This is a genomic window from Streptococcus sp. 959 (genome assembly GCF_013277075.1).
In the GTDB taxonomy this organism is placed as follows: domain Bacteria; phylum Bacillota; class Bacilli; order Lactobacillales; family Streptococcaceae; genus Streptococcus; species Streptococcus pseudopneumoniae_C.
The window spans coordinates 14,695-39,315 of record NZ_VMMF01000030.1 but is presented as its reverse complement, the minus strand read 5'-3'; the positions used below and the strand labels follow the sequence as shown (position 1 = coordinate 39,315).

The 24,621-nt window shown below is 42.1% G+C and carries 18 protein-coding genes; 12 read left to right on the top strand and 6 right to left on the bottom strand.

Going from position 1 to position 24,621, the window contains the following annotated elements; translation table 11 throughout:
- On the top strand, positions 1 to 4,002 hold a 4,002-nt coding region (locus tag HT717_RS08865; RefSeq protein WP_173305062.1), incomplete at its 5' end, for a DUF1542 domain-containing protein.
- Positions 4,003 to 4,115: 113 nt separating this feature from the next.
- Here HT717_RS08865 and HT717_RS08860 read toward each other — a convergent pair.
- Positions 4,116 to 6,212: a GH92 family glycosyl hydrolase gene (locus HT717_RS08860; protein WP_049541368.1), complete on the bottom strand. Its 2,097-nt coding sequence runs from the start codon at positions 6,210 to 6,212 to the stop codon at positions 4,116 to 4,118.
- A gap of 170 nt (positions 6,213 to 6,382) precedes the next feature.
- Here HT717_RS08860 and HT717_RS08855 point away from each other — a divergent pair, with 170 nt between their 5' ends.
- From HT717_RS08855 to HT717_RS08805, 11 genes are all read left to right on the top strand, one after another.
- Positions 6,383 to 7,663: a glycoside hydrolase family 125 protein gene (locus HT717_RS08855; protein WP_061088537.1), complete on the top strand. Its 1,281-nt coding sequence runs from the start codon at positions 6,383 to 6,385 to the stop codon at positions 7,661 to 7,663.
- Positions 7,664 to 7,753: 90 nt separating this feature from the next.
- Positions 7,754 to 10,399 (top strand): alpha-mannosidase, encoded by a 2,646-nt coding sequence (locus HT717_RS08850; RefSeq protein WP_153226214.1) that lies wholly within the window; start codon positions 7,754 to 7,756, stop codon positions 10,397 to 10,399.
- 83 nt (positions 10,400 to 10,482) lie between these two features.
- Positions 10,483 to 11,352: an ROK family protein gene (locus HT717_RS08845; RefSeq protein ID WP_033680938.1), complete on the top strand. Its 870-nt coding sequence runs from the start codon at positions 10,483 to 10,485 to the stop codon at positions 11,350 to 11,352.
- Positions 11,346 to 13,226: a beta-N-acetylhexosaminidase gene (locus HT717_RS08840; RefSeq protein WP_153226215.1), complete on the top strand. Its 1,881-nt coding sequence runs from the start codon at positions 11,346 to 11,348 to the stop codon at positions 13,224 to 13,226. Before HT717_RS08845 ends, HT717_RS08840 begins: the two co-directional genes overlap by 7 nt.
- A 207-nt stretch (positions 13,227 to 13,433) precedes the next feature.
- Entirely contained in the window at positions 13,434 to 14,363 is a 930-nt protein-coding gene (locus HT717_RS08835) for a sugar ABC transporter permease (protein ID WP_020899962.1), read from the top strand.
- A gap of 13 nt (positions 14,364 to 14,376) precedes the next feature.
- Positions 14,377 to 15,300: a carbohydrate ABC transporter permease gene (locus HT717_RS08830; RefSeq protein ID WP_000818351.1), complete on the top strand. Its 924-nt coding sequence runs from the start codon at positions 14,377 to 14,379 to the stop codon at positions 15,298 to 15,300.
- Positions 15,301 to 15,402: 102 nt separating this feature from the next.
- Complete coding sequence (locus tag HT717_RS08825; protein ID WP_173305060.1) at positions 15,403 to 16,887, top strand: ABC transporter substrate-binding protein; 1,485 nt, start codon at positions 15,403 to 15,405, stop codon at positions 16,885 to 16,887.
- 232 nt (positions 16,888 to 17,119) lie between these two features.
- Positions 17,120 to 17,809 carry a CPBP family intramembrane glutamic endopeptidase gene (locus HT717_RS08820; RefSeq protein ID WP_173305058.1) on the top strand — a complete coding sequence of 230 codons (690 nt, stop codon included), beginning with the start codon at positions 17,120 to 17,122 and terminating at the stop codon, positions 17,807 to 17,809.
- A 69-nt stretch (positions 17,810 to 17,878) separates the two neighbouring features.
- On the top strand, positions 17,879 to 18,175 hold the full coding sequence (locus tag HT717_RS08815) for a bacteriocin immunity protein (RefSeq protein ID WP_020899965.1): 297 nt from the start codon (positions 17,879 to 17,881) through the stop codon (positions 18,173 to 18,175).
- Positions 18,176 to 18,306: 131 nt separating this feature from the next.
- Entirely contained in the window at positions 18,307 to 19,293 is a 987-nt protein-coding gene (locus tag HT717_RS08810) for a rhodanese-related sulfurtransferase (RefSeq protein ID WP_049539876.1), read from the top strand.
- Positions 19,294 to 19,415: 122 nt separating this feature from the next.
- The gene (locus tag HT717_RS08805) at positions 19,416 to 20,276 is read left to right on the top strand and encodes a DUF4299 family protein (RefSeq protein ID WP_049539874.1); all 861 of its coding nucleotides are present in this window, start codon (positions 19,416 to 19,418) and stop codon (positions 20,274 to 20,276) included.
- Positions 20,277 to 20,346: 70 nt separating this feature from the next.
- Here the strand turns inward: HT717_RS08805 and HT717_RS08800 are convergent, their stop codons facing one another.
- From HT717_RS08800 to HT717_RS08780, 5 genes are all read right to left on the bottom strand, one after another.
- Positions 20,347 to 21,411 carry a DUF6574 domain-containing protein gene (locus HT717_RS08800; RefSeq protein WP_049539873.1) on the bottom strand — a complete coding sequence of 355 codons (1,065 nt, stop codon included), beginning with the start codon at positions 21,409 to 21,411 and terminating at the stop codon, positions 20,347 to 20,349.
- 57 nt (positions 21,412 to 21,468) lie between these two features.
- Complete coding sequence (locus HT717_RS08795; protein ID WP_049539871.1) at positions 21,469 to 22,380, bottom strand: DUF4097 family beta strand repeat-containing protein; 912 nt, start codon at positions 22,378 to 22,380, stop codon at positions 21,469 to 21,471.
- Positions 22,373 to 22,966, bottom strand: a complete 594-nt coding sequence (locus tag HT717_RS08790) for a DUF1700 domain-containing protein (protein WP_049539870.1) — start codon at positions 22,964 to 22,966, stop codon at positions 22,373 to 22,375. The genes HT717_RS08795 and HT717_RS08790 overlap by 8 nt, the downstream gene beginning before the upstream one ends.
- Positions 22,953 to 23,279 (bottom strand): PadR family transcriptional regulator, encoded by a 327-nt coding sequence (locus HT717_RS08785; RefSeq protein ID WP_049539868.1) that lies wholly within the window; start codon positions 23,277 to 23,279, stop codon positions 22,953 to 22,955. The genes HT717_RS08790 and HT717_RS08785 overlap by 14 nt, the downstream gene beginning before the upstream one ends.
- A gap of 138 nt (positions 23,280 to 23,417) precedes the next feature.
- Complete coding sequence (locus tag HT717_RS08780; RefSeq protein ID WP_049539866.1) at positions 23,418 to 24,584, bottom strand: MFS transporter; 1,167 nt, start codon at positions 24,582 to 24,584, stop codon at positions 23,418 to 23,420.
- Between the last annotated feature and the right edge of the window lie 37 nt (positions 24,585 to 24,621).

Below are 24,621 nucleotides of genomic sequence, written 5' to 3'. Positions count from 1 at the left end.
GCTAAAGATGCAGCAGATAAGGCTAAAGAAGCAATTGATGCAGCACCAAGCAATGCAGAAGTAGATAAAGCTAAAGAAGCTGGTACTGGTGAAATCGCCAAAGTTAACCCAGTAGCTAAAGAAGCAGCTAAGAAAGCAGTTGCGGATGAATTGAAAGCTAAAGAAGCAGAAATTGCTGGCCGTAACGACCTCACAGATGAAGAGAAAGCTAAAGCCAAAGAAGAAGCTCAAGCGAAAGCTAAGGAAGCAACAGATGCAATCGATGCTCAACCAAGCAACGCAGAAACACCAGAGAAAGCAGCAGAAGCTCAAACAGCAGTAGATGGTGCTAAAGATAAAGGTGTAGCAGATGTTAAAGCTGTAGATCCAGAAGCCAAAGCTAAACCAGCAGCTAAGAAAGCCATCGAAGATAAATTAGCAAAACAATTGGAAGACATTGCTAACACTCCAGATGCTACAGATGATGAGAAGAAAGTTGCAGCAGATGCAGCTAAAGCTCTAGCAGAAGGAGCTAAGAAAGAAATCGATAAAGCTGGAACAGATGCAGAAGTTAAGCAACTTCAAGAAGAAGCTGAAGGTGAAATCGAAAAATCTGTACCTGTTGTAGAAGATAAGCCAAATGCACGTAAAGCAATTGAAGATGAAGCAAAAGCTAAGAAAGAAGCAATTGATGCACGTACAGACTTAACTCCTAAAGCTAAAGAAGATCTTAAAGCTCAAGTAGATGCAATCGCAGATCAAGCTAAGAAATCTGTAGATGCAGCTAAAACATCAGAAGCTGTTGATGGAATTGAAGAGTCAGATAAAGCGGCTATTAAAGCTGTAGGTGAAGTGAATATTCCGGCTGATAAAGTTCTTGTAAATAATCCAAGTGCTTTAACAGATGATGAAAAAGCTAAGGTCTTAGAAGCTGTTAAGAAAGTAAATCCAGATGCTAAAGAAATTACTCAAGACGCAGATGGAAATGTTACTGTTACAACTCCAGATGGGCACAAAGAAATCATCACTCCTGAGCAAGTAGTGAAAACTGCAGCTACAGCAAATGATCCAAAAGCAGGCAACGATATCGTTAAACCAGCGGATAAAGTAGTTGTAAATGATCCAGCTAAGTTGACAGATGCTGAGAAGGAGAAAATTAAAGCAGCAGTTGAAGCTGTAAATCCAAACTCAATTGTAGTAGTTGATGACAAAGGAAATGCTAAAGTTTCAACTCCAGATGGTCAAACACAAGTTATTCCTGTAGAAGAATTAGTACGTACTGTTGAAGATACTAAGAAACCAAATGCAGGTAACGACATCGTTAAACCAGCAGATAAGACTGTAGTAGCAAATCCAGAAAAACTTACAGATACTGAGAAGAAAGCAATCGAAGATAAAGTTAAAGCTGTAAACCCAGATGCAACAGTAGTTGTAGATGACAAAGGAAATGTTACTGTTACAACCCCAGAAGGTAAGACAGCCGTAATTCCAGCAACAGATTTGACAAAAGATCCAGAAGCTGCAACTAAACCAAATGCAGGTAACGACATCGTTAAACCAGCAGATAAGACAGCAGTTAAAGATCCAGCTAACTTAACTCCAGAAGAGAAGAAAGCGATCGAAGATAAAGTTAAAGCTGTAAATCCAGATGCAACAGTAGTTGTAGATGATAAAGGAAATGCGACAGTTACAACCCCAGAAGGTAAGACAGCAGTAATTCCAGCAGCAGACTTGACGAAAGATTCAGAAGCTGCAACTAAACCAAATGCAGGTAACGACATCGTTAAACCAGCAGATAAGACAGCAGTTAAAGATCCAGCTAACTTAACTAAAGAAGAGAAGAAAGCGATTGAAGATAAAGTTAAAGCTGTAAACCCAGGTGCAACAGTAGTTGTAGATGATAAAGGAAATGCGACAGTCACAACCCCAGAAGGTAAGACAGCCGTAATTCCAGCAACAGATTTGACAAAAGATTCAGAAGCTGCAACTAAACCAAATGCAGGCAACGACATCGTTAAACCAGCAGATAAGACAGCAGTTAAAGATCCAGCTAACTTAACTCCAGAAGAGAAGAAAGCGATCGAAGATAAAGTTAAAGCTGTAAACCCAGGTGCAACAGTAGTAGTAGATGATAAAGGAAATGCGACAGTCACAACTCCAGAAGGTAAGACAGCCGTAATTCCAGCAACAGACTTGACTAAGTCACCAGAAGACGCAGCTAAACCAAACGCAGGAAACGACATCGTCAAACCAGCGGATAAAGTAGTTGTAGATCCAGCCAAAGGTGTAGATGAAGCAGCTAAGACAGCCATCGCAGATAAAGTTAAAGCTGTGAACCCAGGTGCAACAGTAGTAGTAGATGATAAAGGAAATGCAACAGTCACAACTCCAGAAGGTAAGACAGCCGTAATTCCAGCAACAGACTTGACTAAGTCACCAGAAGACGCAGCTAAAGCAAATGCAGGAAATGCAGTAAACACACCAGCAGCTAAGGTAGAAGTTAAAGATCCAGCCAAATTAACAGATGAAGAAAAAGCAAAAGTTAAGGAAGCAATTGAGGCAGTAAACTCAGGATCTAAAGTTGTAGTAGACGATAAAGGAAATGCAACAGTCACAACCCCAGAAGGTGATGTAGTAGTAATTCCATCAACAGACTTAACTAAATCACCAGAAGACGCAGCTAAAGCAAATGCAGGAAATGCAGTAAACACACCAGCAGCTAAGGTAGAAGTTAAAGATCCAGCCAAATTAACAGATGAAGAAAAAGCAAAAGTTAAGGAAGCAATTGAGGCAGTAAACCCAGGATCTAAAGTTGTAGTAGACGATAAAGGAAACGCAACAGTCACAACCTCAGAAGGTAAGACAGCAACCATTCCAGCAGCAGACGTAACTAAGTCAGCAGCAGATGCAGGTAAAGCAAATGCAGGAAATGCAGTAAACACACCAGCAGCTAAGGTAGAAGTTAAAGATCCAGCTAACTTAACAGACGCTGAGAAGAAAGCAATCGAAGACAAAGTTAAAGCTGTAAATCCAGGATCTAAAGTTGTAGTAGACGATAAAGGAAACGTAACAGTTACAACTCCAGAAGGTAAAACAGCAACCATTCCAGCAGCAGATGTAACTAAGTCAGCAGCAGACGCAGGTAAAGCAAATGCAGGAAATGGAGCAAACACACCAGCAACTAAGACAGTAGTAAAAGATCCAGCTAAGTTAACAGATGAAGAAAAAGCAAAAGTTAAGAAAGCAGTAGAGGATGTAAACCCAGGATCAACTGTAGTAGTAAATGATAAAGGTGATGTAATCGTTACTAAAGGTGATGGAACAGTATTAGTAATCCCAGAACTTGACTTAGTAATTCCAGAAGATAAATTAACTGATCCAACTCAACAAAATGGTGTGAACACACCAGCAACTAGAGTGTTAGTTGGAGATAAAGCTAAATTAACAGCTGATGAAATTGAAAAAGTTAAAGAATCAATTAAAGCAGTCAACCCAGGATCAACTGTAGTAGTAGACGATAAAGGAAACGCAACAGTTACAACCCCAGAAGGTAAGACAGCAACCATTCCAGCAGCTCAATTAGTTAAAGATGCTAAAGATGTTGCAGCTAAGAACAATGGTGAAAACATCAACGTTGACTTCGAAAAAGAAACAGTAGCAGACTTCAATAACTTAACAGATGCAGAAAAAGAAGCTGCAAAAGCTAAGATTAAAGGAGCAAACGCTGATGTAGTAGAAGTTATCTTCGACAAAGCAGGAAATGCAACTGTAATTACTAAAGATGGTAAAGTTTACACAATTGTAGGTAAAGATATCTTTAAACAACGTTCTTCTACAGACAATGGAAGTTCAGCTAATGCTGGTCAAACAACATCAGGACAAGCAAATGCGCGTAAAGCAGCTAAAGAATTGCCAAATACAGGTACAGCAGATTCTACTGTAGCTATGGTAGCAGCAGCCGCAAGTGCATTACTTGGTCTTGGTCTTGCAGGTCGTCGTCGTAAAGATGACGAAGAAGCTTAATTGGTAGATTGTTTGATAATTATCGAATAATAAGTCCGATTTTTAAAGCTTAAATAAGTACCTCTCATAAGAAAATCTCCTAGCAGGAAAGTCTGCTAGGAGATTTTTGCATTTCAGGAAGTGGACAGCTGACTTGGCAACCAGCTGAGGGTGAAGGTTAGTTGATCAGTTTTCAAGAGGTCTCGGTGTTGAATGCTAGATATTGGCACCTTATCCAGTCGGCATTCTTTTACAAAGTTGAAGTGGCTGTGGTTTTGCTCGGCATGGATATCTAGCCATTTACCTTCTTTAGCTAGGTAGATACGGAGGTGGTCAAAGATAGGGATTCCGAGGTCATAGCTTGGTTTTCCTGGACAGGTCGGATAAAATCCGAGAGCTGACCAGATGTACCAGGCCGAGAGACTGCCGTTATCCTCATCGCCAGGATAGGCTTCCCAACTTGGGTGAAAGGCTTTCTGACGCAAGGTCTTGATGAGAAGGGCAGTGTAGTCAGGGTAATTGCTGTAGCGGAAGAGATAAGGAATGTGGAAGCTCGGCTGGTTGGAAATGGCTATTTGTCCAAAAGGAGCAGTAGCCATCTCGCTCATTTCATGAATCTCGTAACCATAGCCTGTTGTCTCAAATAGAGGAGAATCTTGACAGGTTTTCAAAAGATAGTTGCTAAAGGCTTCTTTTCCACCCATAAGTTGGATCAAGCCTGGGATGTCGTGGAGGACACCTAGGGTTGCTTGGATGGCTGAACATTCGGCATAGTCTTGTCCCCAACTATAGGGAGAGAAGTCAGGGCGAAAGTTGCCTTGATTGTCTCGCGCTCGCATGTAGCCCGTTTCAGCGTCAAATAGATGGCAGTAATTTTGTGAAGCAGTTCTATAAGTTTCCTCGATATCATTCTGACCGAGTTTTTCGGCACAGCTAGCGATACAAAAATCGCTATAGGCATAGTCTAGGGTATGGCTGACGCTTTCGTGGTAGTCGGTAGAGAGGTAGCCAAGTTCTTGGTATTGGGCTAGTCCGTGGCGACCATTGATGCCGAGAGGGTCGGATTTGCTGGCTGTTTCAAGCATAGCCTGGAGGAGTTCTTCTTCCAAGTCGGGAGCCATGTCCTTGCAGGCGCTATCTGCGATAATACCATCTAAAAGGGTACCAGGCATCATGCCACGTTCATCTGGAGCCAGCCATTTTGGAAGAAATCCGGTATCACGGTAGCTATTGAGAAAGCCTTCTAAAAAGAGACGATAATGCTCTGGTATGATAAGGGCAAAGAGGGGGAAGGTGGTGCGGAAGGTATCCCAGAAACCATTGTTGCTAAAGAGGACACCGGGCTTGATAGTACCAGTAGCCAGATCCATGTGGATGGCTTGCCCTGATTCATCAACCTCATAAAAAGTCTGCGGGAAGAGGAAGAGTCTGTAAAGGCAGTGATCAAAGAAGGTTCGGTCAGCCTCTCCTGTCTCTATAACATCAAAACGATGGAGGAGATTTTCCCAATCCGCTTGGGCACTTGCTTTACAGTTATCAAAATCTTCTTGAGGTAGATTAAGCAGTGCTTGAGAAGGGGAGATGAAAGAAGTCGCTAGTTGGATCTCAGCATGGCTATCTGCTAAGTCAATTCGCCAGTCTTCATCTTCTTGGCTGACAGCAAGGATATCCGTATTCATTTGCAGGGAGGTGAACATAGTTAGTGGATTTTTGTTGGTTTCAGTTTTTCCTTCTTGTCTTAGGGCAAGCGTTCGCTTATCTACTTGCTCTACGGTCAGTTCATCTGCTGCGTGAAGGTAGAGGGAGAGGGCTTTGCCTTGCTTTTGTTCCAAACGAATAGAAGCACCGTAGCAAGTCGGTGTGAGCTGGCTTTCAATCTGATAGCGCAGGGAGAAAATCTTCAAATAATGAGGTTGGAAAGAGGCCTTATCCATGTCATAGGAAGATTGGCGATGGAAGAGGCTGTCTCCACCCAGTTGGCCGGTGACAGGTGTCAGAAGGAGCCAAGAGTAGTCCCCAATCCAAGGGCTGGGCTGGTGGGTTAATCGAATCCCCTGAAAAATAGGCAAATGCGGATCGAAAAACCAAGCTCCCTCCTGGTCACTGGTCTGGGGCACAAAGTAATTCATCCCGAAAGGGACGCCCGTGTAAGGCAGGGTATTTCCCCGAGAAAAGGCATGCTTGCTGGCAGTTCCAAATCGGGTATCGATGCTTTCAAGTAGTGGTTTCATAGTCTTTCCTTTAGCTGTTTTTCTACATTATATCAGAAAAAGATAGCCTTTAGAAAAGGAGTTTCAAAGATAACTATTTTGTAGAAAAATGACTATCATTTGTGTATGTATTTTCTGTCCCAAAAGCTATATACTGAAAATGAAACTTGTTTGAAAGAGGATACTGCACGATGATTTATTCAAAAGAAATTGTTAGAGAATGGCTAGATGAAGTAGCAGAGCGGGCTAAGGACCATCCAGAGTGGGTGGATGTTTTCGAGCGTTGCTACACCGACACCTTGGACAATACGGTTGAAATCCTAGAAGATGGTTCAACTTTTGTCTTGACTGGGGATATTCCTGCTATGTGGCTTCGGGATTCGACAGCCCAACTCAGACCCTACCTACATGTGGCTAAAAGAGATCCTCTCTTGCGTCAGACCATTGCAGGTTTGGTCAAACGTCAGATGACCTTGGTGCTCAAGGATCCTTATGCCAATTCCTTCAATATTGAGGAAAACTGGAAGGGGCACCATGAGACTGACCACACAGACCTTAACGGCTGGATTTGGGAACGCAAGTACGAGGTGGACTCGCTTTGCTATCCGTTGCAGTTGGCTTATCTCCTCTGGAAAGAGACTGGTGAGACTAGTCAGTTTGATGAGACTTTTGTCGCAGCGACTAAGGAAATTCTCCATCTGTGGACGGTAGAACAAGACCACAAGAACTCTCCTTATCGTTTTGTTCGGGATACGGACCGCAAGGAAGACACCTTAGTAAATGATGGCTTTGGACCTGATTTTGCAGTGACTGGTATGACTTGGTCAGCCTTCCGTCCAAGTGATGATTGTTGCCAGTATAGCTACTTGATTCCGTCCAATATGTTTGCCGTAGTAGTCTTGGGTTACGTGCAAGAAATCTTTGCCGAACTAGACCTAGCTGATAGCGAGAGTATTATTGCTGATGCTAAGTGTCTCCAGTCTGAAATCCAAGAAGGAATCGAAAACTACGCCTACACCACCAACAGCAAGGGCGAAAAGATTTATGCATTTGAAGTGGATGGCCTAGGAAATGCTAGTATTATGGATGATCCAAACGTACCAAGTTTGTTGGCGGCGCCTTATCTGGGCTACTGCGAGATTGAAGACGAAGTGTATCAAGCCACTCGTCGTACCATTCTGAGCCCGGAAAATCCATACTTCTACCAAGGAGAATACGCTAGTGGTCTCGGAAGTTCTCATACCTTCTATCGCTATATCTGGCCCATTGCCCTATCTATCCAAGGATTGACAACAAGAGATAAGGCAGAGAAGAAATTCTTGCTGGATCAGCTGGTTGCTTGCGATGGGGGCACAGGTGTCATGCATGAAAGCTTCCACGTGGACGACCCAACTCTCTACTCTCGTGAATGGTTCTCTTGGGCTAACATGATGTTCTGCGAGTTGGTCTTGGATTACCTGGATATCCGCTAAGGAACACGCTTTAGCGCAACTGATTCTTGTTAGAATCACAAATTTACATTTAAAACATTAAAATTTAAATTTAGAATGAGGTTTTACTTCATGGAAAATGTTGTTGTACATATTATCTCACATAGTCACTGGGACCGTGAGTGGTACTTGCCTTTTGAAAGCCACCGTATGCAGTTGGTGGAATTGTTTGACAATCTCTTTGATCTCTTTGAAAATGACTCTGAGTTCAAGAGTTTCCACTTAGATGGACAAACTATTGTCCTTGATGACTACTTGGAGATTCGCCCTGAAAATCGCGACAAGGTTCAACGGTACATTGACGAAGGAAAATTGAAAATTGGTCCTTTTTACATCTTGCAAGATGACTACTTGATTTCAAGTGAAGCCAATGTCCGCAATACTCTTATCGGTCAGCAAGAAGCTGCAAAATGGGGCAAATCCACTCAGATTGGCTACTTCCCAGATACCTTTGGAAATATGGGGCAAGCGCCTCAAATCCTACAAAAATCAGGCATTCACGTGGCAGCCTTTGGCCGTGGTGTCAAACCGATTGGATTTGACAACCAAGTCCTTGAAGATGAGCAATTTACTTCTCAATTTTCAGAAATGTACTGGCAGGGTGCGGATGGTAGTCGTGTCCTCGGTATCCTCTTTGCCAATTGGTACAGTAACGGGAATGAAATCCCAGTTGATAAAGACGAGGCCTTGACCTTCTGGAAACAAAAATTGTCAGATGTGCGTGACTACGCTTCGACCAACCAATGGCTGATGATGAACGGCTGTGACCACCAACCTGTACAGAAAAATCTGAGCGAAGCCATTCGTGTTGCAAATGAACTCTTCCCAGATGTGACCTTTGTGCACAGTTCCTTTGATGAATATGTTCAAGCTGTGGAAGGTGCTCTTCCTGAACACTTATCAACAGTTACAGGTGAGTTGACCAGTCAGGAAACAGACGGTTGGTACACACTTGCCAACACTTCTTCATCACGTATTTATCTCAAACAAGCCTTCCAGGAAAATAGTAATCTGCTAGAACAAGTGGTAGAACCCTTGACCATTATCACTGGTGGACACAACCACAAGGATCAGTTGACCTATGCTTGGAAAACTCTTTTGCAGAATGCGCCACATGATAGCATCTGTGGCTGTAGCGTGGACGAAGTTCACCGTGAGATGGAAACACGTTTTGCCAAGGTTAATCAAGTCGGAAACTTTGTTAAGACCAATCTTCTCAACGAGTGGAAGGGTAAAATTGCTACAGCTAAGGCTCAAAGTGACTACCTCTTTACTGTCATTAACACAGGCTTGCATGATAAGGTCGATACTGTTAGCACAGTGATTGATGTGGCGACTTGTGATTTCAAGGAATTGCACCCAACAGAAGGTTACAAGAAGATGGCTGCTCTTACCTTGCCAAGCTACCGTGTGGAGGACTTGGATGGTCGTCCTGTAGAGGCTAAAATCGAAGACCTTGGGGCTAATTTTGAGTATGATTTACCAAAAGACAAGTTCCGCCAAGCTCGTATTGCTCGTCAAGTGCGTGTGACCATTCCAGTTCACCTAGCGCCGCTTTCTTGGACAACTTTCCAATTGCTGGAAGGAGAACAAGAACACCGTGACGGTATTTACCAAAACGGAGTCATTGATACACCATTTGTAACGGTCAGTGTGGATGACAACATCACAGTTTATGATAAGACAACTCACGAAGCTTACGAAGATTTTATCCGATTTGAGGACCGTGGGGACATCGGAAATGAGTACATCTATTTCCAACCTAAAGGAACAGAGCCCATCTATGCAGAACTTAAGGGCTACGAGGTCTTGGAAAACACAGATCGCTATGCTAAGATTTTGCTCAAACATGAATTGACAGTGCCAGTAAGTGCGGATGAAAAGCTAGAAGAAGAGCAAAAAGGCATCATCGAGTTTATGAAACGTGAAGCTGGACGTTCAGAAGAATTGACAAGCATTCCTCTTGAAACTGAGTTGACTGTCTTTGTTGACAATCCACAAATCCGCTTTAAGACTCGCTTTACTAACGCTGCCAAAGACCACCGTATCCGTCTCTTGGTCAAGACTCATAACACGCGTCCAAGCAATGATTCTGAAAGCATCTATGAAGTGGTGACACGACCAAATAAACCAGCAGCTTCATGGGAAAATCCTGAAAATCCTCAACACCAACAAGCCTTTGTCAGCCTGTATGACGATGAAAAAGGTGTGACTGTATCCAACAAGGGATTGAATGAATACGAAATCCTTGGAGACGACACCATTGCCGTGACTATTTTGCGTGCCTCAGGTGAGCTGGGTGACTGGGGCTACTTCCCAACACCAGAAGCACAATGCTTGCGTGAGTTTGAAGTCGAATTCGCGATTGAATGCCACCAAGCCCAAGAACGCTTCTCAGCCTTCCGTCGTGCCAAAGCCTTGCAGACACCATTTACCAGCCTTCAGATTACTAGACAAGAAGGAAGTGTTGCTGCGACTGGTAGTCTCTTGAGTCATGCGGCACTCAGCTTACCACAAGTTTGCCCAACAGCCTTTAAGGTCGCTGAAAATGAAGAAGGCTATGTTCTTCGTTACTACAATATGTGTAGTGAAAATGTACGTGTACCGGAAAGTCAACATCTCTTCCTTGACCTACTTGAACGACCATACCCAGTTCATAGAGGCCTCATTTCACCACAAGAGATTCGTACAGAATTCATCAAAAAAGAAGAAATTTAATTTCAAAAAGTAAACATAAAAAGAAAGGAGGGGCGAAAAGGTAAGAACTAACTGCTGATTCGCCCCTTTTTATGGTAAAAACAATGACCATTGCAACGATTGATATCGGAGGGACTGGGATTAAGTTTGCAAGTCTGACTCCTGATGGGAAAATATTGGATAAGACAAGTATCCCAACACCAGAAAACTTAGAGGATTTAATAGCTTGGCTAGACCAACGCTTGTCAGAACAAGATTATAGTGGGATTGCGATGAGTGTTCCAGGTGCGGTCAATCAAGAGACAGGTGTGATTGATGGCTTCAGTGCCGTGCCCTACATCCACGGCTTTTCTTGGTATGAAGCCCTTGCCCATCATCAGCTGCCTGTCCATCTAGAGAATGATGCCAACTGCGTTGGACTTAGTGAATTGCTAGCTCATACAGAACTTGAAAATGCAGCCTGTGTCGTGATTGGTACAGGGATTGGTGGGGCCATGATTATCAATGGGAGACTTCACCGAGGTCGCCACGGTCTGGGTGGGGAATTTGGCTACATGACAATCCTTGCCCCTGCTGAAAAGCTTAACAACTGGTCGCAACTAGCGTCAACTGGAAATATGGTGCGCTACGTGATTGAAAAATCTGGTCAGACTGACTGGGACGGTCGCAAGATTTATCAAGAGGCCGCAGCAGGAAATGCCCTTTGTCAAGAAGCCATTGAGCGCATGAACTGCAATCTGGCGCAAGGCTTGCTCAATATTCAGTATCTCATCGACCCAGATGTCATTAGTCTGGGAGGATCTATCAGTCAGAATCCCGACTTTATCCAAGGTGTTCAAAAAGCTGTCGATGAATTTGTCGAAACCTACGAAGAATACACGGTCGCACCAGTTATCCAAGCTTGCACCTATCATGCAGATGCCAATCTCTACGGTGCCCTTGTCAACTGGCTACAGGAGGAAAACCAATGGTAAGATTTACAGGAATTAGTGACAAACAAGCGCAAACTATTGAGGTTTTAAACGGTCACATTTCTTTGCCAGATGTAGAGATAGATGTCACTCAGTCTGACCAAGCCTCTATCTCTATCAAGGGTGAGAGTGGTCATTATCAATTGACCTACCGCAAACCTCACCAACTCTATCGCGCCTTGTCCTTGTTGGCAACGGCTCTAGCAGAATCTGACAAGGTCGAGATTGAAGAACAGGCAGCATATGAAGATTTAGCCTATATGGCTGACTGTTCGCGAAATGCGGTGCTGAATGTGGCATCTGCCAAGCAGATGATTGAGGTCTTGGCTCTCATGGGCTATTCAACCTTTGAGCTTTACATGGAAGACACCTACCAGATTGAAGGACAACCTTACTTTGGCTATTTCCGTGGAGCCTACTCAGCTGAGGAATTGCAGGAAATCGAAGCCTATGCCCAACAGTTTGACATGACCTTTGTGCCTTGCATTCAGACCTTGGCCCACTTGTCAGCCTTTGTCAAATGGGGTGTCAAAGAAGTGCAGGAACTCCGTGATGTAGAGGATATTCTTCTCATTGGAGAAGAAAAGGTTTATAACCTGATTGATGGCATGTTTGCGACGCTATCTAAACTGAAGACTCGCAAGGTCAATATCGGGATGGACGAAGCCCACTTGGTTGGTTTGGGACGCTACTTGATTCTGAACGGTGTTGTGGATCGTAGTCTCCTCATGTGCCAACACTTGGAGCGTGTGCTGGATATTGCAGACAAATATGGATTCCACTGCCAGATGTGGAGCGATATGTTCTTCAAACTCATGTCGGCAGATGGCCAGTACGACCGTGATGTTGAAATTCCAGAGGAAACTCGTGTTTACTTAGACCGTCTCAAAGATCGTGTAACCTTGGTTTACTGGGATTACTACCAGGATAGCGAGGAAAAATATAATCGCAACTTCCGCAACCATCACAAGATTAGCCATGACCTTGCCTTTGCAGGAGGTGCTTGGAAGTGGATCGGTTTCACACCCAATAACCATTTCAGCCGTCTCATCGCAGTCGAAGCCAATAAAGCTTGCCGTGCCAATGAGATCAAAGAAGTCATTGTGACGGGTTGGGGGGACAATGGTGGTGAAACTGCTCAGTTTTCTATCCTACCAAGCCTGCAAATCTGGGCAGAACTCAGCTATCGCAATGATCTAGACCGTTTGTCAGCTCACTTCAAGACCAATACAGGTCTTTCGGTTGAGGATTTCATGCAGATTGACCTAGCTAACCTCTTGCCAGATCTACCAAGCAATCTCAGTGGTATCAATCCCAACCGCTATGTCTTTTATCAGGATGTTCTCTGCCCGATTCTTGATCGACACATGACACCTGAACAGGACAAGCCACACTTCTCTCAGGCTTCTGAGACGCTTGCTGACATTAAAGAAAAAGCTGGAAACTATGCCTATCTTTTTGAAACTCAGGCCCAGTTGAACCATATTTTAAGTAGCAAAGTCGATGTGGGACGACGCATTCGTCAGGCTTACCAAACGGATGATAAGGACAATCTGCAAGAAATCGCAAGACAAGAATTACCAGAACTCAGAAGCCAAATCGAACACTTCCATGCTCTCTTTAGCCACCAATGGCTGAAAGAAAACAAGGTCTTTGGCTTGGATACAGTTGACATCCGTATGGGCGGACTCTTGCAACGCATCAAACGAGCAGAAAGCCGCATCGAGGCTTATCTGGCTGATCAGCTTGACCGCATCGACGAGCTAGAAGTGGAAATCTTACCATTTACGGACTTCTACGCAGACAAAGACTTCGCAGCCACAACAGCCAACCAGTGGCATACTATTGCGACAGCTTCAACCATTTATACAACTTAGAAACAAGAACAGTGTCTCTTGTTCAGAGTGTTTCTCGTGAAACATCCCTTTCTTCAAAAGTACTCCACATAAAATAATTTGTGGAGTTTTTTCTATAATTAGTAGTTTAACCTAACCTGCAAATAGGAGTATACTAATAATGTAATCGTTATCAAAAGTCTAAAAAGGAATTTTTAGATGGATATCAAAATAAAAAGGGAGGAAATTATGAATAAGTTTTCAAAAACCTTGAGAGACAACTGGATCTTTCTCTTGATGGTTTTACCAGGGGCACTCTGGTTGATTCTATTCTTCTACATTCCAGTATTTGGGAACGTGGTTGCCTTTAAAGACTACCACATGACCAGTAATGGTTTCATAGATAGTATCATGAATAGTAAATGGGTCGGACTCGATAATTTCAGATTCTTATTTAGTTCAAAAGACGCCTTTATTATCACACGAAATACTGTCCTCTACAATCTCGGCTTTATCTTTATTGGTTTGATTGTATCTGTAGGAATTGCCATCATCCTCAGTGAACTCCGTTCTAAGAGAATGGTTAAGATCTTCCAAACTTCTATGTTGTTCCCTTACTTCTTGTCTTGGGTTATCATCAGTTTCTTTACAGATGCCTTCCTAAACATTGATAAAGGGGTCTTCAACCATTTATTGGAAACTCTTGGTCTCAAAGAAATCAATTTCTACGCTGACTTGGGTATCTGGCCATATCTCCTACTTTTCCTAGGTATTTGGAAAGGCTTTGGATATAGTAGTGTCATGTACTATGCGACCATCATGGGAATTGATCCAACCTACTATGAAGCAGCGACAGTAGACGGAGCCAGCAAATGGCAACGTATTCGCAACGTAACCATTCCGCAGTTGACACCATTGGTAACTGTATTGACTATCCTTGCAGTCGGAAATATCTTCCGTGCAGACTTCGGTCTCTTCTACCAAATCCCACACAATGCTGGCCAGCTTTACAACGTAACCAACGTCTTGGATGTTTATGTCTATAACGGATTGACTCAGACAGCGGATATCGGCATGGCATCAGCAGCAGGTCTCTATCAATCAGTTGTCGGTTTGATTCTGGTTATCCTATCAAACTTACTTGCAAGACGAGTTGATCCAAACTCAGCCTTGTTCTAGAAAGGAGGAGAATATGGCAGAAAAGAAAATTAAAAAAGAAAAAATTGATAATGTCGGCATTCACTCCTTCAGTAAGAAAGCAGATATCTTCTTCAGTACCATTTCTGGTTTGATTGCCCTCTCTTGTATCCTACCCTTTGTATTCGTTATCGTTATTTCGGTGACAGATGAAAAGAGTATCCTCCAAAATGGCTATAGCTTCTTCCCATCCCAATTTGGCTTAGACGGTTTTGAATTTTTGGCACAGTTTAAGGATAAAATTCTCCAAGCCCTCTTCATCTCAGTCTTTGTAACAGTGGTGGGGACTATCACAAACGTTTTTATCACAACAACTTATGCCTATGCTATTTCACGGACAACCTTTAAGTATCGCAGATTCTTTACGATTTTTGCCCTTCTTAGTATGTTGTTCAACGCTGGTTTGGTACCGGGCTATATCGTGGTCACTCGTTTACTTCAACTTGGTGATACAGTTTGGGCCTTGATTGTTCCAATGCTTCTCTCACCATTTAACATCATCTTGATGCGTTCCTTCTTTAAGAAGACCATTCCAGAAGCCATTCTTGAATCCGCTCGTATCGATGGTGCTAGTGAGGCCCGGATCTTCTTCCAAATCTGTTTGCCATTGTCACTACCAGGTATCGCAACCATCACGCTCTTGACAGCTCTTGGTTTCTGGAATGACTGGTTCAACGCCCTTCTTTATATCAAGAGTGACAACTTGTATCCATTGCAATATTTGCTTATGCAAATCCAACAAAATATGGACTACATCGCCAAAGCAGTCGGCCTATCTGGTCAACTGGGAGTTGCTCTTCCAAAAGAAACAGGTCGTATGGCCATGGTTGTGGTCGCAACCCTTCCAATCGCGATTCTATATCCATTCTTCCAACGCTACTTTGTAAAAGGTTTGACTATCGGTGGTGTGAAAGAATAGTGCTTGTTGAGAAAAAAATTTCTCGTTTCCAAACTTCCCTTGAGTGAAGTTAAGATCATTACATTGTTTATAAGTTTAAAAATAAAAAAAGGAGTTTTTGTCATGAAAAACTGGAAAAAATATGCTTTTGCATCTGCTAGCGTAGTCGCTTTGGCTGCTGGTCTCGCTGCTTGTGGAAACCTTTCAGGTAACAACAAGAAAGCTGCTGACTCAGCTTCAGGTGAAAAACCTGTTATCAAAATGTACCAAATCGGTGACAAACCAGATAACTTGGATGAATTGCTAGAAAATGCTAACAAAATCATCGGAGAAAAAGTTGGTGCTAAATTGGATATCCAATATCTTGGATGGGGTGACTATGATAAGAAAATGTCAGTTATCACATCATCTGGTGAAAACTACGATATCGCCTTTGCATCTAACTATGTTGTAAATGCTCAAAAAGGTGCCTATGCTGACTTGACAGAATTGTACAAAAAAGAAGGTAAAGACCTTTACAAAGCACTTGACCCAGCTTACATCAAAGGTAACAGCATTAACGGTAAAATTTACGCAGTTCCAGTTGCAGCCAACGTTGCATCATCTCAAAACTTCGCCTTCAACGGAACTCTTCTTGCTAAATACGGTATCGATATTTCAGGTGTCACTTCATATGAAACACTTGAACCAGTCTTGAAACAAATCAAAGAAAAAGCTCCAGATGTAGTGCCATTTGCGGTTACTAAGAACTTCATCCCATCTGATAACTTTGACTACCCAGTTCCAAATGGACTTCCATTCGTTATCGACCTTGAAGGCGACACTACTAAGATCGTAAACCGTTACGAAGTGCCTCGCTTTAAAGAACACTTGAAGACTCTTCACAAATTCTATGAAGCTGGATACATTCCAAAAGATGTAGCAACAAGCGATACTTCATTTGAACTTCAACAAGATACTTGGTTCGTTCGTGAAGAAACAGTAGGACCAGCTGACTACGGTAACAGCTTGCTTTCACGTGTTGCGAACAAAGATATCCAAATCAAACCAATTACTAACTTCATCAAGAAAAACCAAACAACACAAGTTGCTAACTTTGTTATCTCAAACAACTCTAAGAACAAAGAAAAATCAATGGAAGTGTTGAACCTCTTGAATACTAACCCAGAACTCTTGAACGGTCTTGTTTATGGTCCAGAAGGCAAGAACTGGGAAAAAATTGCAGGTAAAGAAAATCGTGTACGCGTCCTTGATGGCTACAAAGGAAACACTCACATGGGTGGATGGAACACTGGTAACAACTGGATCCTTTACATCAACGAAAACGTTACAGATCAACAAATCGAAGATTCTAAGAAACAATTGGCTGAAGCTAAAGAATCTCCAGCGCTTGGATTCATCTTTAACACTGACAATGTGAAATCTGAAATCTCAGCTATCTCTAACACAATGCAACAATTCGATACAGCTATCAACACTGGTACTGTAGACCCAGACAAAGCTATTCCAGAATTGATGGAAAAATTGAAATCTGAAGGTGCTTACGATAAAGTATTGAATGAAATGCAAAAACAATACGATGAATTCTTGAAAAACAAAAAATCATAAGATCAATTGATTTCGTGTATTCATTCCTAATTCCTAAAAATGTGATCACTGCCTTCCTTAGTTCTCTAGGGGAGGTAGTGATTTTTTGAAATCAGGACATGTATATCCATGTTTCGGATTTTTCCTCTTAAACCATTCAGGAAATCTCAAGCACTATTTAGGATTTAGAGTAAGGATTTAGGAAAATATGGCTTATATTAGAGATGTTCCGAGTTTACAAAGGAGGGATCACATGAAAAAGTATCAGCTTCTCTTCAAAATAAGTGCTGTCTTGTCTTACCTGTTTTTTGTATTTGGACTTTCTCAGCTGACCCTTATCATTCAAAACTATTGGCAATTTTCTTCTCAGGTAGGAAATTTTTTCTGGATTCGAAATATCTTGAGTTTGCTATTTAGCGGAGTCATGATTTGGATTCTGTTTAAGACAGGCCACGGCTATCTCTTTCGCATTCCAAGAAAAAAATGGCTTTGGTATTTGATTTTGACAGTATTAGTGGTAGTGCTCCAGATCTCTTTTAACGTTCAGACAGCTAAACATGTTCAGTCAACTGCTGAAGGTTGGGCCGTATTGATCGGTTATAGTGGGACCAACTTTGCCGAGTTCGGTATCTATATAACTCTGTTCTTTCTAGTGCCACTGATGGAAGAGTTAATCTATAGAGGATTACTTCAACACGCCTTCTTTAAACATTCGCGATTTGACCTTGATTTGCTTCTTCCGTCAATTTTATTTGCTCTTCCTCATTTTTCAAGCCTGCCTAGTCTGTTAGATATATTTGTATTTGCAACAGTTGGAATCATCTTTGCTGGTTTGATCCGTTATACCAAGAGCATTTATCCTTCCTATGCGGTGCATGTGATCAATAATATTGTGGCGACCTTGCCATTTCTGCTGACTTTTTTACATAGGGTGTTTGGATAAAATACTGACAGACGAGTTAGGAATGATAGTTTTTTCAATTTATAAGCGAGTTTCAGGAGGTAAATGAGTATGACACCATTAAAATGGTTTGCGGGAGGAAGCGAAAGACGTAGTGAAGCCCTGACGATCATAAATCATCTATTGGAAGATATAAAGGATACGCCTCAACTTGTTCCTTTGGAAAATCAGTTAGTGATTTATAAAAGACGATTAAAGGACGATGGGACCTCTGTTCCATTTATTCTAAGCCAAATGAACGTTGATATCTCACGTGTGTTGATTGACCATAAGCTGAATTTGTCAGAAAGTCAAGCCGAGCAGATAAAGAAATTAAGAGAATTATCGGCGATTCGCTATGGTTACTAATGAAATGCAGGGATAAATTCCTTTCTACAATTTCCAGTCAAATAAATTGCATTCGTTTTCTTAAGCAGGTATACTAGTATGGATAAATAAAAAATTTAGAAAATTTAAGAATAGAAAAGAGAACAAATCTTATGGCAAAAGATATTCGTGTCTTACTTTACTACCTTTATACTCCAATTGAAAATGCAGAGCAATTTGCTGCAGACCACTTGGCTTTCTGTAAATCAATCGGCCTTAAAGGCCGTATACTAGTCGCTGACGAAGGAATTAACGGAACAGTTTCAGGTGATTACGAAACAACTCAAAAATACATGGACTATGTTCACAGCCTTCCAGGAATGGAAGACCTATGGTTTAAGATTGACGAAGAAAATGAACAAGCCTTCAAGAAGATGTTTGTTCGCTACAAGAAAGAAATTGTCCACCTTGGTTTGGAAGACAACGACTTTGACAACGACATAAACCCACTTGAAACAACAGGTGCTTACTTGTCTCCAAAAGAGTTCAAAGAAGCCCTTCTTGACGAAGATACAGTTGTCCTTGACACACGTAACGACTATGAGTACGACCTAGGACACTTCCGTGGAGCTATCCGTCCAGATATCCGCAACTTCCGTGAGTTGCCACAATGGGTCCGTGACAACAAGGAAAAATTCATGGACAAGCGTGTCGTGGTTTACTGTACAGGTGGCGTTCGCTGTGAGAAATTCTCAGGCTGGATGGTCCGTGAAGGCTACAAAGATGTCGGTCAATTGCATGGAGGAATCGCAACTTACGGTAAAGACCCAGAAGTTCAAGGTGAGCTTTGGGATGGGAAAATGTACGTCTTTGACGAGCGTATCGCAGTTGATGTTAACCATGTCAATCCAACCATTGTAGGGAAAGACTGGTTTGATGGAACACCATGTGAACGTTATGTAAACTGTGGAAATCCATTCTGTAACCGTCGTATCTTGACATCAGAAGAAAATGAAGACAAGTACCTTCGTGGGTGCTCACACGAGTGCCGTGTTCACCCACGTAACCGCTATGTTTCAGAAAATGAATTGACACAAGCAGAAGTGGTCGAGCGCTTAGCCACTATCGGTGAAAGCTTGGATCAAGCAGCTACTGTATAAGATTAAACAGTCCTCAGGGGCTGTTTTTCTATGCTTTTTACTCAAAAATCTAAAGTTTGTTTCTGTATCTTTCAGAAAAATAGGGTATACTATATGTAAACGATTTCAAAAGGAGTCTAGTTATGACAAGAACATTTTTTATTCCAAATAAACAGAGCATTCTAGGAGAACAGGAGATTTTGACTGCCAAGTCGATCTTGGGCTTGGTAGATGGTTTGGAGTCACATAGCTATGATGCAGTCTATCTCCGTCAGCCTATTAACCGTCTCGAGTATATCGAATGTGCGATAGTGGGGCAATCACAATTTCTCTTTAAGGTTAGTTATGCTGATGGTCAAAAGGCTTACCGTGTCGATCTTCCTGACCTACTAACGAAGACAGACTGGGAGATCATCAAGTCATTTTTAGATGCTCTACTTGCTTATACAGGAACTGAGATTGAGGGACTCGATGATTTTGACTTTGAAGCTTATTTCCAAGCAGGTATTCAAGCTCATCTAGCAGACACTGCAGCTCGTTTTACGATTTGCCAAGGAATTTTTAATCCTGTTTTCTTTAGTCATGAGGACTTGAAGAGCTTTTTAGAGGAAGATGGCTTGGCTCAATTTGAAGCGCGTGTGCGTGCGGTTCAAGAGACAGATGCTTACTTTGCAAGAGTTTCCTTCTATCAGGATGGAGAAGGACAAGTTCACGGTGTTTACCATCTGGCTCAAGGCGTCAAGACCGTTTTACCGAGAGAGCCATTTGTTCCTGTAGCCTATATTGAGCAATTGGTGGATAAGGAAGTCCAGTGGGAGATTGACTTGGTTCAAATCACAGGAGATGGCTCTAAACCAGAAGACTATGAAGCTGTCGCTCGCTTGGACTATGCAAAATTCCTAGAGTCACTACCATCAGCATATTACCACCAACTAGATGCTAATCAATTAGAAGTGCAACCCATCTTAGACAAAGATTTTAAAGCATTAGCACAAGAAGAGTAAAACAGAAGCAGGTCAATCGACTTGCTTTTTAGCATATAAAAAATCCTGCCATGGAAGACAGGATTGAAGTTTAAAGAAAGGCCAAGATACGGAGATAATCTCCAATCAGTGCCACTTCAGCTACAAAGAAGAGGAGGATAATGACTCCGTTCACAAGGACAGATAAGAATAATTGATAGAAGGAGTCAGTTTCACTTGCTTGACTTGGTCTTGTAATAATATGGAGGCTAGCAAGTAGAATGATTCCAATGCTAATCACACACAAGAGGGCTGTAAATCGTAGGCTGTCAAAGAAGGCAAAGAAACTAGCAATAGCAGTGAGGAAGATTGGAATTGCCAAGAGTTGACTATATTGTTGGAGAACCTTCTCTAGCGTCCAGTCTTTTTCCTGGTGGATAAATCGTCTCACAACGAAACTACCCAAGAGAAATGAAAAGAAGAAGAGTGTTGTTGCTACTAGGATAGAGATAATCGAAAAGAGATTTAATGAAGCAAATTGTTCAGGGAAGTGATTATGCATAGTTGCTATATGTCCATAGTAAGCATGTTTGAGGTGGTAGATACTAAAGAAAAAGGAAGATGCAGAAAACAGAATGAGTAAGAGAAAGGCTGTATAACTGTGTGTACTACTTGTTTCAAGCTTGCTTGTAGGAGATTTGATTGCTTCCGCTAGCCAAGACCAAAAATCAAGCGCTTGCTCTTTCCATCTATCCGTAGATTTTGGAGCTTGGTCGGGGATATAAGGACTTTCTAAGGATTGACTGATAAGAAGTGGCTCTTTCGTGGTTGTTTTTTGCTGAGGAAGTGCCTCTTGGCTTTCTTCAGCTATAGTGACTTTTTCGGTTTCACTAGGAAGATCTGACTCTTCTTCAGTAGAATGGGATGCCTTCTTTTCTTCTATTTCTGTTCTCGCTTCACCGTCTTCAGGCGTTTCAATTTTCTCTTCTTGCTGGCTTTCCAATTCGACTTCAGCTTGAGAAACTTCCTTCTCTAACTGAGTATTTTTTTCAATTGGCGTATCGAGATCGGCTATCGTTTCTTCAGCCTTGTCTGCAACATCTTGGACTTGTTCATCAGGCTTGTTCTTGCTTGTTGTTTTTACAAAATCATTACTTTCAAACCATTCTTGTTTCATGGTAGAACCTCCTTTTTAGTGGGTTATGTGTCATAGTGGTCGATATAAATAGGTTTATTAAGGTCTGTTAGCTGTAGTTTCAAGACTAATATAATCATCAGCCTTAGCGATGAGTTGACCTTTTGCATCAGTTTTTTCAGTTTTGTAAGGGTTGCTGAATTCGTTGGGGTGGCGTTGACTCTCATCTCTCGATAACTGATAAATAGGACCATGGTGACTCGAGAGGTCTAAGTTAATTTCTTGGCTTTCTTTTTGAGTTAGCATGATACTGAGCGCATTTTTAGAAGATAGTTCTACTTTACCATATACTTTAATATTTTCAGCGCGGAAGTGATGTTCTGTTGACTCTAGCTGACTATCTGTAAGGTCTGTATCAAAGATATTAACTATATTAGGGGTTGTGAGTTTACTGTTTTTGATACGACTTCCTTTAATTCGGAGGATATAGCTGTTTGTATTGAGGGTCGCATTTTCAAGGCTAGCATTAGTGATACTGGTTTGTCCACGATTGGCTGACACGTTGATCCCTTTGAGAGCTCTCCCTTTTGGCAATTGGAGAATAACTTCATCAAAACGACGAGAGTAGCTACTTGCGATATGGAGAATCCCGCCAATTCCAGAAGAGAGAAATGGAGTTTCAGACAGTTTCTTATCAGTGAGGCTCAGCGTTTTATCGTTTTGATTTGTGATAAGATCATGGTGAGCAGAAATAGATGGATGATAAGAAATGTGGATTTGATCATCGAAAGAGTCTGTGATGGTCAGAGCGTGCTGGTGGAGAGTGATCTCTAAATTTTCGACTTCCTTGCCAAAGGTCAACTCTTCCATCCGACTATCATAGACAGGCTCCTTGGACATGGCAAGTAGGCTCTTGATCCCGTCAGATTGGATACCTACAAAGAGCAGGATAAATCCGACAACGGTAGTCACCACACCAAAAATGAGAAATCCTCTTGTCAATTTATGCATGATGATCACCTCTCTTTCCTTTTTTAAGAACAAATTGCACCAGGCGAACAATGAGTAGGCCGAAGAAGCGGGCTACATAGGAAATACCTAGTAAGACTAGTGAAGAAGCACCGATAGCCAGTAAACCAGAACCAAAAATCAAGATAAAGGCTGATTTGGCTTGGGCTAAGATAGTAAAACTTTCAACTAAAAATAGGAATCCGCCAATGATACCAAGTATGGAAATCGCAAAGAAAGCCAGAATGACAGTCAAAGCTGCCACAAGGATTCCGAACAGGGCCACGAGGATGGCGATTCCCAGAGGAATACCGATGGGTGCTGCAAGGAGAGCTAACAAGGCGATATGCAAAATTTGTCGGTTATTTTTTTGAGCGGGTGCCTCATTGATTTTTTTATCGAGAAGATTGGAGAGAACTTCGTGGGCCGCTTCTTTGGGAGTTCCCAAGCTAGCGATAAGTTCTTCTTCTCCTTCGACTCCAGCATCGTCAAAGAGTTCCCTGAAATAGTCCATGGCTTCAATTTGGTCAGCCTGAGGCAGTTTTTTGAGATAGAGTTCTAGCTGAGTCAGGTATTCAGTTCTTGTCATGGCGGATACTCCCTTCTATGATGCCATTTATGGTGTCTGTATAAAGTGCCCATTCATCTTTTAGGGTCAAGAGCTGTTCTATACCACCATTTGTCAAGGAGTAGTATTTGCGCATGCGACCTTGGAACTCTCTAGAATAGGTTGTCAGAAAGCTATTGCCTTCCAATTTTTTTAGGATAGGATAGAGTGTAGATTCTTTGATATTAGCGATCAGCTTAATGGTTTGGCTAATCTCATAACCATAAGAATCATCCTGCTCCAGTACGGCCAAGATGAGAAATTCAATCAAGGCAGAGGATGTTGGAAAGTACATGGGGAACCTCCTTTTCTAATGTGTAAGATTTTTATATATAATTTTTCTACACATACATTGTACATCTAAAAGAAAGCCCTGTCAAGAGAAATGTGTAAAATTTTTATATATAAAAAACTTCTAGGAAAAACTAGAAGTTTAGAGGATTTTATCGGCTCTGTCCACTGTAAAGAGGGCCACAGTCATCAGGATATCGACGAGCAAGAGGGCAGCTACAGCTGGCACCCAAGAATGGAACAGGTCAAAACTGTAACCAAAGAGAGTCGGTCCAAAGGCTGCTAGGATATAACCCCCTGTTTGAGATAGGCCAGATAATTGGGCTGTCTTTTCAGGGGCGCTTGTCTTGAGTGAAAAGTTGACCATGAGATAAGGGAAGAGGGCACTGGTTGCAGTTCCGATGAGGAGATGGATGGCAAGCCAGTAAAAGAAATTACCGACTGGGAAAAAGAGCATGGAAATGCCGACCACGCCAGCTAGTGAAACCAGAGTGAGCATGAGCTGACGGTTGCGAGTAGATAAGCTGGTTGTTAGGCTTGGGATGGTCATTGAAAAAGGAATGCTAATCAGCGAGAAGATAGAAGTCAGCAAGCCAGCTTCGTGACTGGATAGGCCTGCGTGGATAGCCATGGTAGGTAACCAGGTCATAGCGGTGTAAAAGAGCAAGGATTGAAAACCGGCAAAGACAATAACTGCCCAGACCTGTTTATTACGCATGACCTTTGTTTGACTTTTTTGTTTGGTTTGTGGAGCCAGTCTGTGATTATAGCGGTGATTTGGCAACCAGACCAAAAAAGTTGCTAGACAGAGTAGGGTGAGGAGGATGATAAGGCCTTTCCAAGAACTAGCTTGTGTAATGGGCACAGCCAGATAGGAAGCCAGAGCCGTCGCAATCCCCATAGATGTTACATATAAGGTGGTCAGAAAACCAATTTTCTTTGGTTGATTAGCTTGGATAAGACTAGGAAGCAGAACATTAATGACTGCGATACTGGCCCCAACCATCAAGGTTCCTAGATAGAGCAGGGGTAGATTGATTAGTCGAATCAGAGAACCAATGGTCAAGAAGAAGAGGCTATAGGTAAAGAGATGCTCCAAGCCGATTTTCTGAGCCAGTCGGGTAGAAAATAGCGAGAAGAGGGTAAACATGAGGAGAGGAAGGCTGGTCAAGACACCTAGCGAACTAACTTCTACTCCCAGACCTTGCGAAATATCTCCCAAAATAATGGGTAAAACAGTAAAAGGAGTCCGCAAGGAAACACCAATCAGGATAATACCTGGAACAAAAAAAAGTGATTGCTTTTTCATATAATACCTCTTCTAACTGATTTTAATAACAGCTTAT